We start from the raw sequence: 18098 nt of genomic DNA, 5'->3' as shown, positions 1-18098 counted from the left end.
TTAGGCAAAGACACCTAGTCTCTATCAAAAACATCTTTACCGGCAGCTTACCTTTAGAGAACATTTACTCTTCCCGGCGAACGCCGGCGATGGTATAATAAACTTCTCGCAAAATTTAAACCAGGCGCCAATCAATTGGAGTTTTACCCTGTGCAACCAAGTATTGGTTTGCTTTCGAAAAGTGTTTGCTGCCAAAAAAACCGCGATAAACAGATAAGGGTGAGGGGTGTACCGCCGTTAGGATAAGGTGTTTTTTCGCATCAATAAGCACATTTTTCTTTTGGGCATAACTTCCCCATAATAGAAATACTACGTGATCGCAATGCTCCGAAATGGCGTGAATAATGCTGTCTGTAAAAATCTCCCAACCTTTCTTTTGATGGGATGCTGCGCGATGTGCTTCTACGGTCAATGTCGCATTCAATAGCAGCACTCCTTGTTTGGCCCAAGAAGTCAAATTGCCAGATTGTGGCTCAACAAAACCAGGTATGTCATCTTGCAATTCCTTGAAAATATTTTTTAAGGACGGCGGCACCGCAATTCCTTCCGGAACAGAAAAAGATAGACCATGCGCCTGTCCATCATTATGGTAAGGATCCTGCCCTAAAATGACAACTTTCACTTGATCGAGTGGTGTGAGTTTAAAAGCATTCATCACAAGACCTGCCGGTGGAAACACTTTCTTTTGTCGACGCTCCCCTTGTACAAAAGTAGACAACTGTTTCATATAGGGTTGGGCGAACAACGGCTTTAACACAGGCGCCCAAGAATCATCATATTGCTTTTCCATAATTCAAACATAGATAAAGTTCAATACAAAGGCAAATTTATCCGCCCCCCCTCCTTTCTCTTTCGATATGCAAAACTAGTTTAAGGGCAGCTGACTTCTATAAAAATACATTTTTACAAAATAACCACCTGAACAAGTTGCTTAAACGGTGAAATTAACGGATATTTGCAAGATTAAATTGAATAAAAATATTTTAAACAAAGATTTATGTCAAATCTCGTTAGAATCATTATTTGCAGTGCATTGCTTATCGGAACAGTTGCCTTATTCTGGACTGGGAACTGGGGCTGGGGAATATTAGGTATTTTCGTCACGATTTTAGGCTTCGTTACTGTATTTTTCCATGAATATATGCTGATTGCGCAATGGCATATGCGTAAACAAAATATGGTCGCAGCAGAAAAATGGCTAGGAAAAATCACCAACTACGAAAAGCAATTGATTCCACAACAGCACGGTTACTACAATATGCTGATTGGGCTGATCGAATCACAACGTGCACCCATGCAATCTGAAAAATATTTTAAGAAAGCATTGGCGCTGGGTTTACATATGGACCATAATATTGCTTTAGCAAAATTAAGCCTGGCCGGGGTAGCAATGGCAAAACGCAATAAGCGTGAAGCAGAAAAACTTCTTCAAGAAGCGAAAAAAGCAGATAAAAACAAATTATTGGCGGACCAGATCAAAATGATGAAAGATCAGATGGGCATGATGGACAGGCAGCAGATCCGATATAATCGATAATATTGAATAAATAAAAAAGCTTCAAAGTTATAACTTCGAAGCTTTTTTTTAAACGATACCTCAATCAACTAATTCTTTAATGGAATAGGAACATCCAAAAACTCGCCTTCTTCTGTACTGCTCTCGAACACCAGCTTGATCATAAGTGGCTTATCCGTTTTCTTCCAATCCTTAACAACCACCTGTATATCCACAGGCTTATCTTCTTCTAATAAATAATGCAGATAATTCTGTTTATCCTCGAACTTAACTAAAACATTGCCCATTTGGATCCTTGAAAAAAAATGGGACTGTTTTTTCTGATCCAACACTTGCGTGGAAAAGGTATTCATTTTATATTCCCTCGGATCAGTACTGTACGATATAGCAAATAGATTAACCACCAATTCTTTCTTAGATTCATCTACATAATATCCCTTGACATCAAACTGAATATCGTCAACAACCAGCAACGAATCTGCAGACTGCGCATGTACTATTGTGCCACCAAGGAAAAGTATGAAGATGGACATATATCGAACAAAAACATTCATATCATATATACTTAAAAAAGCCACGAAAACCGTAGCTTTGACTATTATTGTATTATTATTTTAAAATTATGCCCGTAAGCGATCCGCAGATCGGATTAACTTTTCATCTTTTCGCACGCCTCCCATGGCTAACGCACAGAAAATAATCGAAATTGGCAATAAAAAGAATCCTACTCCGATATTTCCAGCACCCAAAAATTGGCTTACTGTAGCTAAATGGGTACTTGCAGATGAATATAACCATATTGCAAATAATATAATCGCCACGATCTCTACCCAGATAAGCAAAAGTTGAACTTTACGTTTTTTAAACTTAAATATCGTAAATATCGGAAGCCCTCCTAATAAAACGGTTGCTACAGTCTGAAGGATATACCCAAATCCCCCTTCATGTACAGCCTGGCCTGCAGCCACACCATACACGCCAGTTACTTTTACATTTTTCCCTAACCCCACTAAATCGCTATAATTAACATAGGGAAATAGAAACAAGCCGAATATGACTAATCCTGCTATCAGCAAATAAACAGTTTGGATACGTTGAATCATAGTTTAATTTTTGTACAGCAACAAACTTAGATAAATTGATCTTTATATGCAATATAATTGCTTCCGAAAAAACAATCAACTTTATAGCTCTTTAAGTAGAAAAACAATCAAACCAACATTTTGTTGCAATTTTTTACCGGATACCAAAGGGCATCTTTTTTAGAAAGCTTTATCTTTGCGAAAAAAAAACATGTTATATATATACGGTGCAACTGCCCACGCAAAAACTGCAGTCGATGTAGCAGAAGACCTCGCGATTGATATTGGTGGCCTTATCGACAAATCGCTGCTCATTGAAGATGTATTCGATTATGAGGTTCAACTTCATCATCAAGTTAAAGATACGGAAGAAGAGTTCTTTATTGCAGTCAAAAATCCGGGTCTTCGCCAACGGATTGTATCGGAAAATGCTGGATCGAACTACAAGACGCTCATCCATCCGAAAGCTTTCGTATCGAAGAGGGCAGAAATTGGAGAAGGTACCATTATCCTACCTGGCGCTTCTGTCGCCCCTGATGTGCAGATAGGTGACCACTGCATTATCTCGGGCTCTGCTGTTATCGAAAGTAATACCATTATTGAAGATTTCGTTAATATCGGACCAAATGTTTCAATTGGATCAAATGTTCTTGTAGGACGGGGTTCCGAAATTAAAGCAAATACACGTATTGAAGATGAAGAAACTATTCCTAAAGAGAGTATTATTGCTTAATTAAATTCCTGCGGAATGAAATTGCAAGTCGTATAGTTTCTTATAGTAACCATCAAAAGATAACAATTCCTGATGTGTTCCGATTTCTTTTATTTCGCCTTTATCCAACACAATAATCTTGTCCGCCTTCTGAATGGTGGACAAGCGGTGAGCAATGACAATTGATGTTCTTCCCTTCATTAAATTGTCAATTGCATGCTGGATTAGCTCTTCCGTTTCGGTATCCACCGAAGAGGTCGCTTCATCCAAGATAAGAATCCGGGGATCGTGCACCAGCGCCCGTATAAAAGAAATCAACTGTGCCTGTCCAGCAGACAAAGTTGCACCCCGTTCTTTCACATCATAATCATAGCCCCCGGGCAGCCGCATAATAAAATTATGCGCTCCTACTTCCTTCGCGGCTGCGATTACCTGCTCCCTAGAAATCGTTGGATCACCGAGCGTAATATTGTTGAGCACACTATCCGAAAAAAGGAATACATCCTGCAATACCGTTGCTATTGTATTTCTCAAATAATCAAGGTCATAATCGCGGATATTACGGCCGTCCAACAGAATTTCACCTTTATTTATTTCATAAAACCGGCTCAGAATGTTGATCGTCGAAGACTTTCCGGCACCAGTAGCTCCCACTAAAGCCAAAGTCTCCCCTGGATTGACATTGAAGTTCACATCTTTCAGCACCCAGTTTTCTTCATTATAGGCAAACCAAACGTGCTTAAAAACAATTTCTCCGTTGATATGACGGGGTTTCAAGGTGCCTAAATTTGGTGTCTTTTCGTCAGTGTCCAGGACTTCAAAGATGCGCTCAGCGCTCACCATCCCCATTTGAAGGGTATTAAACTTATCTATAAGCTCCCGAATGGGTCTAAAGATCATATTGATATACATGATAAAAGCGACCACGACACCAGGAGAGATCACATCCCCCATAATCTGCTTGGAACCGAACCAGACCAATAACCCCAAGGCAATGGCCATGATAATTTCCAAAACAGGAAAAAAGATGGAGAAGTACCAATTCGTCCGGATATGTGCATTTCGATGTTGTGCATTAATCTCCTTAAACTTATCCATTTCTTGGTTTTCGCGCGCAAAATACTGGATAATACCGACTCCCGTAATGTGTTCTTGTAGAAAAGTATTTAAGTTGGAAACCCATTTTCTCACATCAATAAAAGCAGACTTCATCGCCTCTTTAAACACATAAGTCGCGCCCACCATCAAAGGCATTGGAATTAAAACAATCAATGTCAGTTTCCAGTCGGAGTAAAACATGACAACCAGAATAACAACCAGCTGCAATAAATCACCAATAATCTGGATCAACCCTTCAGAAAAAATATTTGAAAGGGTTTCCAGATCAGAGATGGTACGTGTAATCAATTTTCCCAATGCCGTACGATCAAAATATTTCAGTCTGAGTTGTACGATGTGATTAAATACCTGAATTCGAATATCGCGAATTACGGACTGCCCCAGGGTATTCGTCATTAGGGTATGATAATAACGGATCAAAGTCTGTAGGATGACCAGGGCCAACATCGCTATCAACATAAAAGATAATCCGCTTGTATCGAAGTTTAAGATATAGTTATCCAGTGTGTGCTGAATTAGCATGGGCAAAGCGGGCGCCACAGCAGCTAACAATATCGTTAGAACGACCGATATCCAAAATGTGACATGATACGGCCGCATATAGCGACTCATGCGCTTTACCAAATTGATATCGTAGGTTTTACCAGTTATTTTATCTTGACTCACGTTAAATTCTATATCTATTAAACACTATAAATAAGGATATGCTACTTCTGTTAAATACAAGCCATGTGCCGGCACGGAAACGCCAGCTTTCCCTCGGTTCTTGCTATGAATTACCTCCTGCATAAACGAAATTGGCTTGCCTTTTATTCCGATTTCCAACGATGTGCCCACAATAGCACGTACCATATTACGCAAAAACCGATCTGCTGCAATGTGAAAAACCAATTGTTGCTCACTATGCCATACCCACTCTGCTCTACGAATATCGCAAATATTTGTAAACACCTGCGTATGAGACTTACTAAAGCATTCGAAATCTTGCTTACCCAGTAAGAATTGTGCCGCTTCATTCATCTTTTCTACATCCGGGCGATCGCGCATAAAACATGAATAGGGATATAGGAAAGGATCTTTATGAAAATGAAGATGGTACTCATATGATCTTTGTGTCGCATCAAAGCGTGCATGCGCTTCAGGCCCCACTTCAATCAAGCGCTTTACTGCCACATCAAAAGGCAATAAGGCGTTAAGTGAATGAATAAATCGATCTGCTTTTTGCAAAATGCCTACAGGAACAGCATCAAAATGTGCATACAATTGTTTCGCATGAACACCGGTATCTGTGCGGCCAGCACCAGTTGTTTCGATGGGTTCCCGCAATAGGATTTCAAGCGCATTATTCAGTACTTCTTGCACGGAAATTGCATTATTCTGAATCTGCCAACCATGATAAGCCTGCCCAAAATAGGCTATTTCTAAAAAAAAACGTCTTTTATCCATTATATGTAACAAAGGTACGTTTTTCCAAATGAGCATCATTTCTCCGTAGAACGAATTTGCTCATTTTACTCATTATTTAATTCTTACATGACAAAACTGTTTGTTTTGCACTTCCTTTTTACTCAAATTTGCCTGATGGGTAATTTGGTATTCAGCGGCACCAAAGCCACAGTAAACACCTACTATCTTCGCCATGCGACCACGGTAAGTCCACCATGAGTCCACGTTGAGTCCACCTTTTAACGTAAATTCAATGCGGGAGCACCATGGTCGCAATATGGTTGCACGCCAAACTTATCCCCTAGTTGTGCATAACACAAAGCTAAAAAGGCTATAGTAATTCGACTAAATTTTCAAACGCCATGCCCCTTGAGGCTTTCAGTAAAACCGTGCTGTTCATTACTGGCGTTTCACGGATGGCTTGTTTTGCTTCGGCAGTAGTTTCATAAAACTCTCCCCCCTCGTATCGATGCACAAAAAACTCTTTTCCAACAAAGATCTTGCGATCAGCTGGGATAGATCTTACGTTTTCGACAATTTTTTTATGCTCTTCAAAAGATTCTTCTCCCAATTCGAACATATCTCCCAATACAATTGCTTTCTTATCCGCATCAATAATACGGATATTTTCTAGTGCAGCGGACATGCTCGTTGCATTTGCATTATAATAATCGCAGATCAGTGTATTATGTGCAGTTTTCATCACCTGAGAACGATTGTTCGTTGGGGTGTACGCTTCAATCCCCCGATTGATGGCAGCAGCAGAAATGTCAAAATGCAACCCTACGGCAATAGCAGCTAGAAAATTTTCGGTATTATAAGATCCTGTTAATTGGGTATTTACTATATAAGAGTCGGTCGTACCCTTCTTTTGCCATTCAATTTGCAACAGAGGATTTGCTTTAAGAAGCTTCCCTATGACCTGATTATTTTCCGAAAAACCATAAGTAACAATATCGGTTATCTGGCGGGCGGCAGCCATTTCCTTGAGATGTGGATTATCCGCCTGCAAAAATAATACACCTTGATGGTCCTGCAACCAGTCGTACAGTTCGCCTTTGGTTGTCTTTACACCTTCAAAAGATCCAAACCCCTCGAGATGTGCTTTACCAACATTAGAAATCAAACCATGTGTCGGTTCGGCAATTCCACATAAAAAAGCAATTTCTTTCAAATGATTTGCTCCCATTTCTATGATTGCCAGTTCGATCGAATCGTCTATTGCTAATAAAGTTAACGGAACTCCAATGTGGTTATTTAAATTTCCTTTCGTTGCATATGCCTTGAACTTTTGTGAAACCACCGCATATAACAGCTCTTTGGTTGTCGTTTTTCCATTCGTACCAGTCACGCCAATAATGGGAATATGCAATTGATGCCGGTGATAATTCGCAAGCTGCTGCAATGTACTAAGAACATCATCAACAAGAATATACCTTTCATCTTTTTGGTAAATATCTTCGTCAATAACAACATATTTAGCGCCCATTTCAATCGCGTTTTCTGCGAAAGTATTGCCATTGAAATTAGCCCCTTTTAAAGCGAAAAAGATACTATCTTTTCCAATTTTACGTGTATCTGTTGTAATATTCGGATACTGTTTATAAATCTGATAGAGTGATTGGATATCCATGTTGAGCAATTTGTTGAACAAACTTAGAGAAATTGCTTTTTATATGCAATACAATTATCTTTCGTCTAAACAATTTAGTATCTAACACCTTTCCGCAAACGTGACCGATAACGTTTGCGCATTTATTTTGAGGGATTTTCTTTAACGAAGGCTTTAATATTGGTAATTTCATTGACCAATTAAACAATCTGGAATGCGAGCAACTATACTTTCTCTTTTTTTTATCCCTTTTTTTCTTTTTGCTGTGGACGTAAAGCGTTATGACTTTACCGTGGCCGCGGATGGTACTGGAGATTTCACCACGGTTCAAGACGCCATCAATGCTGTCCCTGATTTTCGAAAAAAGGAGACTAAAATATTTATCAAAAATGGAACCTATCGCGAAAAAATCATTGTGCCGGGAAGTAAGCAGTTTGTCACCTTGATTGGTGAAGATAAATTTCAAACGGTTATCAGTCACGATGATTACGCACAAAAGAAAAATCGTTTTGGCGAAGAAATGGGTACCTCTGGCTCTGCAACATTCTATTGTTATGGCGATGACTTTACAGCTATAAATCTTTCTTTTGAGAACGTATCTGGCCCGGTGGGGCAGGCTGTTGCAGCCTGGATAGCAGGCGATCGCAACCTGTTTCTCCATTGTCGCTTCTTGGGTTTTCAAGACACCTTGTATACCTATGGGAAAGGTGCGAGGCAGTTTTATTTTCAATGCTATATCGAAGGAACGGTGGATTTTATATTTGGCGCGTCCACAGCTTGGTTCGAGGACTGCGAACTACATTGCAAAAACAGCGGATATATTACCGCCGCCGCAACTCCAGAGCAAGCAGACTTTGGCTATATTTTTAACAACTGCAAGGTAACTGGAAATAAAGACACAAAGAGTTTCTACTTAGGTCGGCCTTGGCGGCCTTATGCCAAAGTAATCTTCATGAATTGTAACCTACCAGAATTTATAGAAAGCAAAGGGTGGCACAACTGGGGAAAGGAATCGAACGAAAAGACAGCCTATTTTGCAGAATATAACAGTAAAGGAGCAGGTTCCATGTCACAAAGTCGTGTCAAATGGAGTCATATCCTAACTGACAGAGAAGTAAAAAACTTTACTATTCAGCATATTTTCAAGGATTGGACGCCAAATCTGTCATTCGATAGCGTAAGTGATGGCCGGTAACGATTGCATAAGTTTTTCATCTAAGTTACGAACAAAGAATGTACAATTGCTTTTGCAAATAACCGTTTTTAAACCAAAATGTAAAAAAATGACTCCGTTTAAAAGGTACTATTCCCGTACATTACAATTCGCACTCGGTTTGCTTCTTATGCTGCCACAGATTGGCATGTCACAAGAACCGGCTCGTCCAATTATACAGCAGGTCGAATTTAAAAAAGACACTTTAAATATTAGTAATTATGGAGCCAAAGGAAATGGTCAATTTCTGAATACGGCCACTATTAACCAAACCATACGCACGTGTAGTGAGCGTGGTGGGGGCGTGGTATTGATCCCTTCAGGAATTTGGCTAACAGGCCCTATTGAGATGCAGAGTAATGTAAATTTACACCTTAAACGAGATGCAGTCTTGCTATTTACCAAGGATTTTGATCAGTACAAACTTGTTGAATCAAATTGGGAAGGAGAGCCAGCATGGCGGAATCAAAACCCAATATCGGGTAAAAATCTAAGCAATATTGCTATTACAGGTGATGGTATTATTGATGGAAGCGGCGATGCTTGGCGGATGGTCAAAAAAAGCAAACTCACAAGCTCTCAATGGAAAAACCTTGTAGCATCTGGCGGGACAGTCGATAGCGATGCAGCAATATGGTACCCCTCGGAAAGTTCTCTTAGAGGTTCAAAACAAAAGAAGGCGGGCGTAATCCGTCCTGGTACGACCGCCGAAGACTTCAAAGATGTTAAAGATTTTTTACGCCCCAATCTTTTGGTATTTACAAATTGTAAAAAAGTATTAATAGAAGGGGTTACAATCCAAAACTCCCCAGCCTGGAATATACATCCCCTTTTATGTGAAGACCTTACCTTACGTAAAGTATCTGTCCGCAACCCTTGGTATGGCCAGAATGGGGATGGTGTAGACGTTGAATCTTGTAAGAACGTCCTCATTGAAGATTGCACTTTCGATGTTGGTGATGACGGCATTTGTATTAAGTCCGGACGCGATAAGGCGGGGCGAGAACGGGGTAAACCAACAGAAAATGTCATTATCCGCAACAGTGTTGTTTATCACGCTCATGGGGGCTTTGTGATTGGCAGTGAGATGAGTGGCGGAGCACGCAATATATGGGTTGAAGACTGCTCATTTATTGGTACTGACATTGGACTTCGTTTCAAAACAACAAGGGGCAGAGGTGGAATTGTTGAAAATATATTTATCAATAACATCAACATGGTTGATATCCCTGGTGAAGCGATTTTATTCGATATGTATTATGCTGCTGTAGATCCGGTACCGCTTGCTGGAGAAAAGAGACCGGCGATAAAATCAGTCAACATTCCAGTCACAGAAGAGACACCACAATTCAAGAATTTCTATATCAAAAATATTGTAGCTAAGGGAGCTTCAAAAGGTATTTTCTTCCGAGGTCTTCCTGAAATGCACATTCAGAACATCTGGATTGAGCATGCAACACTGCAGGCAAATAGAGGAATTGAAATCATTGAAGCTTCGCAAATCAATCTTAAAAACATTGTATTAAAAACACAGCAAAGGAATCCTCTCATTAGTATTGAAAACAGCAGCGGCATACATTTGGACAATATCCAAGCACTGGATGCTCCTGAGGTGTATGTCCAAGTATCTGGCGATAAAAGTGACAATATACGACTAACAAAATCCAATACTTCCTCGGCTAAAGTTGTCAGTCAATTTATTGCAGGAAGTACAGAAAAGTCCTTAACAATTAAAAATTAGGAATGTGATGAGAAAGTTATTTTTATTTTTTTTAGTCCTGCCGATGTTTATTCCATTCGCAGGATTTGGACAACAGAAACCTCTTTCTGAACAAATGGCCAACACAGTACTTGAAAAACTTTATCCAGATTCTTTATTTAATAAGACGGACAAGTTTCCAAAATGGTCGTACGATATGGGGGTTATTTTTGAAGGCTTAACAGCGGTATGGCGCAATACAGGAGATGCAGATTATTTTAACTATATGCAATCCCGCATGGATGCTTACCTGAGTATACCTGATTCTATTAAAAATTATGATGTCAAAGACTTCAATATTGACAACATTAAAAACGGCACAACCCTATTAATGCTATATAAAGTAACAGGCAAAGAAAAATATCTTCAAGCATGCCATCGGTTATATGCACAACTTCAAAAACATCCACGTACTCATGAGGGCGGTTTTTGGCATAAGAAGATTTATCCTTATCAGATGTGGTTAGATGGCCTTTACATGGCCCAGCCTTTCTATGCTGAATACGCTAGCCTTATGAATATTCCATCCGCTTTTGATGATATCGCAAACCAATTTGTTTACATGGAAAAAAATGCCCGTGATCCAAAAACTGGGCTTTTATATCATGGTTGGGACGAATCAAAGAAGGAACGCTGGTCCGATCCAAAAACAGGTCTATCACCACATTTTTGGGCCCGCGGTATGGGCTGGTATGTAATGGCTCTGGTAGACGTATTGGATTATTTTCCGGAAGATCACCCGCGCAGACAAGAACTGATCGCAATCTTAGATCGAACCCTATCAGCCGTTGTTAAATACCAGGACACCAAAACTGGTGTTTGGTACGACATTGTGGATTTGGGAACGAGAAAGGGAAATTATTTAGAGTCTTCAGCTTCCAGTATGTTCGTATTTGGATTAGCGAAATCATTACGTAAGGGGTATATTCGATCATCGTTTCAGAAATATTTGGATCGGGGCTATCAAGGGATCGTAAAGGAATTTATTAGCGTTGCTGGAGATAACCGTGTAGACCTCAACAAAACGGTACAGGTTTCTGGTTTAGGCGGAAAAAAATATCGCGACGGTAGTTTTGCATATTACATGAGTGAACCCGTTGTTACTAACGATCCAAAAGGTATTGGTGCCTTTATCCTTGCTGCATCAGAAGTTGAATTTGCGCAGGGAAAAAAAGGCAAAAAACAACATGTCGTCACACTGGATAATTATTTCAACAATGAGTATAAAAAGACGGCATCAGGTGAGCTTAAACCCTATCACTACCTTTGGGATGGTGATGACAACAACGGTTTTTCCTTATTGGGCAGGATATTTGAAAAAAATGGAGGGAAGTTAAATACTTTAAAGACAGCACCTACATTAAATAATCTCTTGCAATCCAATATTTACATTATTGTGGATCCTGACACAGAGAAAGAAACCGAACAGCCGCATTTTATGAACGAAACCCATGCACAGCAGATTGCTCAATGGGTGGACAGGGGGGGCGTACTTGTTCTTTTCTTAAATGATAGCGGTAATTGTGAGATTAAGAAATTCAATATGCTTGCGCAAAAGTTCGGCATTACATTCAATGAAGATAGCCGTAATCGCGTAAAAGGAAATGAATTTCAAACAGGCGCAATACCTATCCCGAAAGGTGATATCGTATTTCCAAATACATCCAAAATATATATCAAGGAGATTTCAACATTACAGGTAAAATCTCCCGCTCAGACATTGATTCAAGACCATGGTGACACGATCATTGCTACAGCAAAATATGGAAAAGGAACGGTATTTGCCATCGGAGATCCCTGGTTGTATAACGAGTATACAGACGGGCGAAAGTTACCGAAAGAATACGAAAATTTTACTGCGGCCAATGACTTAGTACAGTGGTTATTTAAACAGGTCAATAAATAAGGACTATGAAAAGAATCGCTATTGTTAGTTCCATCGCGGCTTTCTTATTGGGTAGCCCATGCGTTGCACAAGGCCTGGCTGCCAAAGATTCACTTGCAGAGAAGATGCTTGTATATCAGCTAACAAATGGTGCCTGGCCTAAGCAGTTGGTCGACAAAAGCGTCGTCGACTATAAGCTTCCACTTACAAAAGAGCTGCTTCGAAAGATCAAAAAAACGGATATTAATCATGCCACGCTTGACAATGGTGCGACAACCCGGGAAATAAATGGGTTAATAAACGCTTTTAAGGAGACAAAGAACGACGTTTACCTGAAGGCTGCCGAAAAAGGCATTTCCTATCTCCTATCAGCTCAATATGACAACGGTGGGTTCCCACAGTATTATCCCAATAAATCGCTTTATAGAGCTGAGATCACCTATAATGATAATGCGATGATCAATGCATTGATGGTTCTACACCATGTGGCCAATAAGCAGCTTGGTTTTGACGCTGTTAATCCTACCTTTATATCCAAAGCTCAACACGCCATAGCGAAGGGCATAGCATGTATCCTAAAAACTCAGGTCATCCAAGACGGAGAGCGGAGTATATGGGCTGCCCAATACGATGAGCAAACATTAATACCTGCCCAAGCCCGAAAATTCGAACCCCCTTCATTGAGTACCAGTGAATCGGTTGCTATCGTCCGTTTTTTAATGCTGCAGCCTGTAACGCCCGAGATTCAACAGGCCATTGAACAGGCAATAAATTGGTTTCAACGAAATGATATCGAAGGTTACCGTTTTGATCACGTTAAAAACACGTTGACAGGCAAGAGTGAACGTAAACTTATCGCTGATAGTTCGTCCACGATATGGGCCAGATTTTATCATCTAAAGGACAACCGTCCCCTTTTTGGTGATCGAGATAATACGGTCAAATACCGTTTCGATGAAGTATCCGAAGAACGGAGAAATGGATATGCATGGTTTGGAAATTGGCCCGAAAAACTTATACAAAAAGATTATCCAAAGTGGAAAAAACAACATCACATTCAATAAATAAAAATAGCATCACATGTTACTAACGCAACATACTATACAAACGATTAATGCTGATCTGGTGCACAAGCCCACAGCAATTTCTTTCTCCTATCCGGAAAAGATCCTCCAATTTGGTACGGGTGTATTGCTCAGGGGTCTACCTGACTATTTTGTTCATAAGGCCAATCAGCAGAACTTGTTCCAAGGAAGAGTGTTGGTTGTGAAGTCGACCGCATCCGCTGGCGCCGATGCCTTCGAACAGCAGAATAGTTTATATACATTATGTATCAAAGGTATAGAAGACGGGATGGAAGTTGCTCATTACGAAATCAACAATGCTATTTCTCGTGTGCTATCTGCAAATCAGCATTGGGAAGAAATATTGAAAAGCGCAGAAAATCCAGATCTTGAAATTGTCTTTTCCAACACAACGGAGGTTGGTATTACCATGAGCGACGACAACGTCAATGCCATGCCGCCGGCCTCTTTTCCAGGTAAACTTCTCGCCGTTCTATACCGGAGATTTGTCTATTTTAATGGCGACACAAACAAGGGTTTAACTATAGTTCCTACCGAATTGATTACCGAAAACGGGAGTAAACTAAAATCTATTATCACGGCGCTGGCGAAACTTAACGAGTTACCCGATTCATTTATGGATTGGCTTGACACCGCCAACGATTTCTGCAACACCTTAGTCGACCGTATCGTTCCTGGAGCGCTCCCCTCAACAGAATATGCGAAAACCTGCGAGCTATTAGGTTATGAGGATCAATTGATGATTATGGCAGAACCCTTTCGCTTGTGGGCAATCGAATCATTGTCTGAGCGTGTGAATCAACGACTTTCTTTCGCTTTAGCAGACTCCAATGTATTATTGGTTCCGTCGATTGAAAAATACAAGGAAATCAAGCTTAGACTGCTCAATGGGACACATACATTGAGTTGTGCTCTTGCGCTTCTTTCAGGCTTCAATACGGTAAAAGAAGCGATGAAAAATTACGCTTTCCATCAATTTGTCAGTTCCTTAATGCGCGATGAAATCGGTCCAGCTATCGTAAGCGAAACTATCTCCGTTTCAGATATTAACGATTTTTCATCCAAAGTGATTGATCGCTTCGCTAATCCACATCTTGAACACAAATGGGAATCCATTGCTTTGAATTACAGTTCAAAAATGGCCATGCGGAATATCCCTTTATTAAAAAAATGGTATGCGAAGCATCATGAAGCACCGCAGCTTTTTGCGCTTGGTTTTGCAGCCTATCTTTATTTTTTAAAATCCGAGCAGAAAGATGATCATTATATCCGTGTAATCAATGGGCATACCATCGAGCTTCAAGATGAGTTGGCTCCAAAAATATACGCCGCATGGGCGAATCAGGATCAGATTGTGCATACCCTACTTTCTGCAATAGACCTATGGGGTGAAGATTTAACGGAATTTGCACGTTTTGAAGAAACAGTTAAAGAAAAATTACAACTGATCGCTGAAAATGGAGCTTTAAAAGCAATTGAGCTTTCATTAGCCTTTGATAATAAGAAAGTATAACAAGTTACCACATGAAATACGCTCGCTTGAAAATCCAATACGCTATTCAAAACAACCGTGTATTTCAAAGGGGACTTAACAAAAAGAAGCTTTAATGAAAAATAAAGTATTACAAATACACCCCAAAGACAACGTCTTAGTTGCCTTACAAGATCTTAAAAAGGGTGATACGATCTCGTTTGAGGGAAATCATTATATTTTGCAGGAGGATATTCCTGCCAAGCATAAATTTTTTATGCAAGACATGCACTTTGGTGATGAAATCTACATGTATGGTTTACTGGTAGGGAAAGCGCAATTTGATATCCCGCAGGGAAGTATCATGAATACGGACAATACCAAACATGCTGCGGAGCCCTATCATTTCAGACCTTCAAATTATCATTGGGAAAAGCCCGATGTTTCCAAGTTCGAGGGTCGAACTTTCCAGGGCTACTTACGTTCAGATGGTCGTGCCGGAACTGCAAATTACTGGTTATTCATTCCGACTGTCTTCTGCGAAAATAGAAATCTTGATGTGATCAAAGAAGCACTGTATAATGAACTTGGGTATTCTGTGACTGGAAAATATAAAAACTTCACTCACCAGTTATTAACAGCCTACGAAAAAGGGGAAGAGTTATCTGTCGCCTCTATGGAGCGGCTAAATAGTACAACAGATCAAAGTGATCGCATTTTTAAAAACGTTGATGGTATAAAATTCCTAAATCATCAAGGTGGTTGTGGTGGAATACGCCAAGATGCAGCCATATTGAGCAAATTATTGGCTGCCTATGCTGATCATCCAAATGTGGCCGGTGTGACAATCTTGAGCTTGGGTTGTCAGAACCTTCAACTCAATGACCTTGTTAAGGATATCAAATTACGCAATCCTGCCTTCGATAAACCCCTCTTTGTATTTGAACAACAACAATCCAAAAGCGAAGAACTGCTCATTAAAGAAGCGATCTTGCAGACTTTTGTTGGACTGACGGAAATCAATAAATTCTCGAGACAGCCTGTTCCATTGAGTAAATTGACCCTAGGGGTAAAATGCGGCGGCAGTGACGGATTTAGCGGTATCTCTGCCAACCCTGCCGTTGGTTACACAGCCGATCTTCTGGTTGCGCTGGGCGGCAAAGTTCTCTTAGCTGAATTTCCGGAGTTATGCGGAGCCGAGCAGAATTTAATAGACCGTACTATCGACCCCAAAGCAGCGAATAAATTCATTGATCTGATGACGGCCTATAGCCATGCAGCCGAAGCTGTTGGTTCTGGATTTTACATGAATCCCTCTCCAGGAAATATTCGTGACGGTCTTATTACCGATGCGATCAAAAGCAATGGTGCAGCAAAAAAGGGCGGGACATCTCCCGTGGTTGATGTTCTGGACTATACAGAAGAGGCGACGAAGCCAGGTCTTAATCTGGTTTGCACTCCAGGGAATGATGTGGAAGCTACTACAGGAAAAGCTGCCGCAGGTGCAACACTTATTCTGTTTACTACAGGCTTGGGCACTCCTACTGGTAACCCGATATGCCCCGTCATCAAAGTGGCGACAAATAATGTCCTGGCAACTAAAATGGCTGACATTATCGATATCAATACCGGTCCTATTATAGATGGAGATAAATCGATCCAAACGATGGGAGAAGACATATTAGAATATTGTATCAAGGCAGCCAGCGGGGAAGTAACTCCTAAAGCTGTGTTATTAAATCAGGATGACTTTATACCTTGGAAAAGAGGTGTAAGCTTATAAATCAGCATATAGCATGAAAACTTTTTTAGACGACAATTTTTTATTGAACACGAATACAGCGGTTGAGCTGTATCACAATTATTCAAAACAGCTGCCCATCATTGATTACCATAATCACTTGATTCCGGAGCAGATCGCAAACGATGTTAAATTTGAAAATATCAGCCAGGTTTGGTTAAATGGTGATCATTATAAATGGCGGGCCATGCGCGCAAATGGGGTCGATGAGCGTTTTATCACTGGCGATGCCCCAGATGAAGAAAAATTTGCGAAATGGGCAGAGACAGTACCTTATACTTTGCGTAATCCACTCTATCATTGGACACATCTTGAATTACAGCGATATTTTGGAATTACGGATATCTTATCGCCAAAAACCGCTTCTAAAATATATGCAGATACTGCTTCCAAATTGAGCCAAGACAGCTATTCTGTACGTGGTCTGCTTAAAATGATGAACGTAGAAGTTGTCTGCACAACAGACGACCCGATCGATAGCTTAGCATTTCATCAACAGTTTGCAAAAGAGCAAGAATCGTTCAAGATGCTACCTGCTTTTCGCCCCGACAAAGCAATGAACTCGGACGATATTATCGCTTTAAATCAATACATTGATAAACTTGAAGAGGTAAGTGACATTCAAATCAATAGCCTAGGAACATACTTAGAAGCATTAAAATCAAGACATGATTTCTTTGCGGACCATGGATGTAAAGTGTCGGACCATGGTTTGGAACAAATCTACGCGGAAGACTATACCGAGACAGAAATCGTAGCGATCTTTGATAAGATTCGGATAAAAAAGGAAATTTCTATCTCAGAAAGCTTAAAATTTAAATCTGCGATGCTGATTTATTTTGCCGAATGGGATCATGAAAAAGGATGGGTTCAGCAATACCATCTGGGCGCACTACGCAATAACAATGCGCGCATGCATCGTCTGATAGGTCCAGATACCGGATGGGATTCTATTGGAGATTTTAGTCAGGCACGTGCATTGTCAAAATTTTTGAATAAATTAGACAATCAAGATAAGCTAACCAAAACCATCTTGTACAATCTTAATCCTGCAGACAACGAACTTATTGCCACCATGATCGGTAATTTCAATGACGGTTCTATCAAAGGGAAGATTCAATTTGGCTCAGCTTGGTGGTTTTTGGACCAAAAAGATGGCATGACAAAACAACTCAATACGCTATCAAATATGGGGCTACTAAGCCGACTTGTGGGTATGCTGACCGATTCCAGAAGTTTCCTTTCATTCCCTAGGCATGAATATTTCAGGAGATTAGTCTGTGACATATTTGGGGAAGACATCGAAAAGGGAGAAATACCAAATGATATCGAATGGGTAGGGAAAATCATACAGGATATCAGCTATAATAATGCGAAAGAATATTTTGAATTTTAAT

The 18098-nt window shown here is 40.2% G+C and carries 15 protein-coding genes; 9 read left to right on the top strand and 6 right to left on the bottom strand.

Annotated elements, in window-relative coordinates; all coding sequences use genetic code 11:
- Positions 1 to 115: 115 nt before the first annotated feature.
- Complete coding sequence (gene ung / locus B2W36_RS19370; RefSeq protein ID WP_209578374.1) at positions 116 to 790, bottom strand: uracil-DNA glycosylase; 675 nt, start codon at positions 788 to 790, stop codon at positions 116 to 118.
- 207 nt (positions 791 to 997) lie between these two features.
- Here ung and B2W36_RS19365 point away from each other — a divergent pair, with 207 nt between their 5' ends.
- A complete protein-coding gene (locus B2W36_RS19365; protein ID WP_209578373.1) occupies positions 998 to 1537 on the top strand; it encodes a DUF2892 domain-containing protein in 540 nt (179 codons plus the stop codon).
- A 68-nt stretch (positions 1538 to 1605) separates the two neighbouring features.
- On the opposite strand, the gene B2W36_RS19360 is transcribed toward B2W36_RS19365, so the two are convergent.
- Together B2W36_RS19360 and B2W36_RS19355 are read right to left on the bottom strand one after the other, a co-directional pair.
- Positions 1606 to 2070 (bottom strand): hypothetical protein, encoded by a 465-nt coding sequence (locus B2W36_RS19360; protein WP_293889291.1) that lies wholly within the window; start codon positions 2068 to 2070, stop codon positions 1606 to 1608.
- 66 nt (positions 2071 to 2136) lie between these two features.
- The gene (locus tag B2W36_RS19355; protein ID WP_293885179.1) at positions 2137 to 2619 is read right to left on the bottom strand and encodes a DUF4293 domain-containing protein; all 483 of its coding nucleotides are present in this window, start codon (positions 2617 to 2619) and stop codon (positions 2137 to 2139) included.
- Between the two features lie 190 nt (positions 2620 to 2809).
- Here B2W36_RS19355 and B2W36_RS19350 point away from each other — a divergent pair, with 190 nt between their 5' ends.
- Positions 2810 to 3331, top strand: coding sequence for a hypothetical protein (locus B2W36_RS19350; RefSeq protein WP_293889290.1), 522 nt, complete (start codon positions 2810 to 2812; stop codon positions 3329 to 3331).
- Here B2W36_RS19350 and B2W36_RS19345 read toward each other — a convergent pair whose 3' ends face one another.
- The 3 genes from B2W36_RS19345 to B2W36_RS19335 all read right to left on the bottom strand — a co-directional run bounded on the left by B2W36_RS19345 (position 3332) and on the right by B2W36_RS19335 (position 7508).
- Positions 3332 to 5095 carry an ABC transporter ATP-binding protein gene (locus B2W36_RS19345; RefSeq protein ID WP_293885181.1) on the bottom strand — a complete coding sequence of 588 codons (1764 nt, stop codon included), beginning with the start codon at positions 5093 to 5095 and terminating at the stop codon, positions 3332 to 3334. It abuts the gene before it with no gap.
- Between the two features lie 24 nt (positions 5096 to 5119).
- Positions 5120 to 5875, bottom strand: a complete 756-nt coding sequence (gene truA, locus B2W36_RS19340) for a tRNA pseudouridine(38-40) synthase TruA (protein WP_209578365.1) — start codon at positions 5873 to 5875, stop codon at positions 5120 to 5122.
- 331 nt (positions 5876 to 6206) lie between these two features.
- Positions 6207 to 7508 (bottom strand): UDP-N-acetylmuramoyl-tripeptide--D-alanyl-D-alanine ligase, encoded by a 1302-nt coding sequence (locus B2W36_RS19335; protein ID WP_293889289.1) that lies wholly within the window; start codon positions 7506 to 7508, stop codon positions 6207 to 6209.
- 193 nt (positions 7509 to 7701) lie between these two features.
- On the opposite strand from B2W36_RS19335, the gene B2W36_RS19330 reads away from it, so the two are divergent.
- The 7 genes from B2W36_RS19330 to uxaC all read left to right on the top strand — a co-directional run bounded on the left by B2W36_RS19330 (position 7702) and on the right by uxaC (position 18097).
- Positions 7702 to 8682, top strand: coding sequence for a pectinesterase family protein (locus tag B2W36_RS19330; RefSeq protein ID WP_293889287.1), 981 nt, complete (start codon positions 7702 to 7704; stop codon positions 8680 to 8682).
- Positions 8683 to 8770: 88 nt separating this feature from the next.
- Positions 8771 to 10441: a glycoside hydrolase family 28 protein gene (locus B2W36_RS19325; RefSeq protein WP_293889285.1), complete on the top strand. Its 1671-nt coding sequence runs from the start codon at positions 8771 to 8773 to the stop codon at positions 10439 to 10441.
- Positions 10442 to 10448: 7 nt separating this feature from the next.
- Positions 10449 to 12365, top strand: a complete 1917-nt coding sequence (locus tag B2W36_RS19320; protein ID WP_293889283.1) for a glycoside hydrolase family 88 protein — start codon at positions 10449 to 10451, stop codon at positions 12363 to 12365.
- Positions 12366 to 12370: 5 nt separating this feature from the next.
- A complete protein-coding gene (pelA, locus tag B2W36_RS19315; RefSeq protein WP_293889281.1) occupies positions 12371 to 13408 on the top strand; it encodes a pectate lyase in 1038 nt (345 codons plus the stop codon).
- 16 nt (positions 13409 to 13424) lie between these two features.
- Positions 13425 to 14942, top strand: coding sequence for a tagaturonate reductase (locus tag B2W36_RS19310; RefSeq protein WP_293889279.1), 1518 nt, complete (start codon positions 13425 to 13427; stop codon positions 14940 to 14942).
- 94 nt (positions 14943 to 15036) lie between these two features.
- Positions 15037 to 16683, top strand: coding sequence for a UxaA family hydrolase (locus B2W36_RS19305; RefSeq protein WP_293889277.1), 1647 nt, complete (start codon positions 15037 to 15039; stop codon positions 16681 to 16683).
- Between the two features lie 13 nt (positions 16684 to 16696).
- Positions 16697 to 18097: a glucuronate isomerase gene (uxaC, locus tag B2W36_RS19300; protein ID WP_293889275.1), complete on the top strand. Its 1401-nt coding sequence runs from the start codon at positions 16697 to 16699 to the stop codon at positions 18095 to 18097.
- Position 18098: the final 1 nt, after the last annotated feature.

The organism is Sphingobacterium sp. UBA3549 (assembly GCF_002376635.1).
Lineage (GTDB): Bacteria > Bacteroidota > Bacteroidia > Sphingobacteriales > Sphingobacteriaceae > Sphingobacterium.
The sequence above is the reverse complement of the archived record's forward strand: the minus strand, read 5'-3'. Positions and strand labels throughout refer to the sequence as shown.

Bases quoted from the DNA above. Each gene is read 5' to 3' on its own strand.
- B2W36_RS19325 (WP_293889285.1), top strand. From the start codon at position 8,771: ATGACTCCGTTTAAAAGGTACTATTCCCGTACATTACAATTCGCACTC.
- B2W36_RS19360 (WP_293889291.1), bottom strand. From the start codon at position 2,070: ATGAATGTTTTTGTTCGATATATGTCCATCTTCATACTTTTCCTTGGT.
- B2W36_RS19310 (WP_293889279.1), top strand. From the start codon at position 13,425: ATGTTACTAACGCAACATACTATACAAACGATTAATGCTGATCTGGTG.
- uxaC (WP_293889275.1), top strand. From the start codon at position 16,697: ATGAAAACTTTTTTAGACGACAATTTTTTATTGAACACGAATACAGCG.
- B2W36_RS19330 (WP_293889287.1), top strand. From the start codon at position 7,702: ATGCGAGCAACTATACTTTCTCTTTTTTTTATCCCTTTTTTTCTTTTT.
- B2W36_RS19365 (WP_209578373.1), top strand. From the start codon at position 998: ATGTCAAATCTCGTTAGAATCATTATTTGCAGTGCATTGCTTATCGGA.
- B2W36_RS19350 (WP_293889290.1), top strand. From the start codon at position 2,810: ATGTTATATATATACGGTGCAACTGCCCACGCAAAAACTGCAGTCGAT.
- pelA (WP_293889281.1), top strand. From the start codon at position 12,371: ATGAAAAGAATCGCTATTGTTAGTTCCATCGCGGCTTTCTTATTGGGT.
- truA (WP_209578365.1), bottom strand. From the start codon at position 5,875: ATGGATAAAAGACGTTTTTTTTTAGAAATAGCCTATTTTGGGCAGGCT.
- ung (WP_209578374.1), bottom strand. From the start codon at position 790: ATGGAAAAGCAATATGATGATTCTTGGGCGCCTGTGTTAAAGCCGTTG.
- B2W36_RS19335 (WP_293889289.1), bottom strand. From the start codon at position 7,508: ATGGATATCCAATCACTCTATCAGATTTATAAACAGTATCCGAATATT.
- B2W36_RS19305 (WP_293889277.1), top strand. From the start codon at position 15,037: ATGAAAAATAAAGTATTACAAATACACCCCAAAGACAACGTCTTAGTT.
- B2W36_RS19320 (WP_293889283.1), top strand. From the start codon at position 10,449: ATGAGAAAGTTATTTTTATTTTTTTTAGTCCTGCCGATGTTTATTCCA.
- B2W36_RS19355 (WP_293885179.1), bottom strand. From the start codon at position 2,619: ATGATTCAACGTATCCAAACTGTTTATTTGCTGATAGCAGGATTAGTC.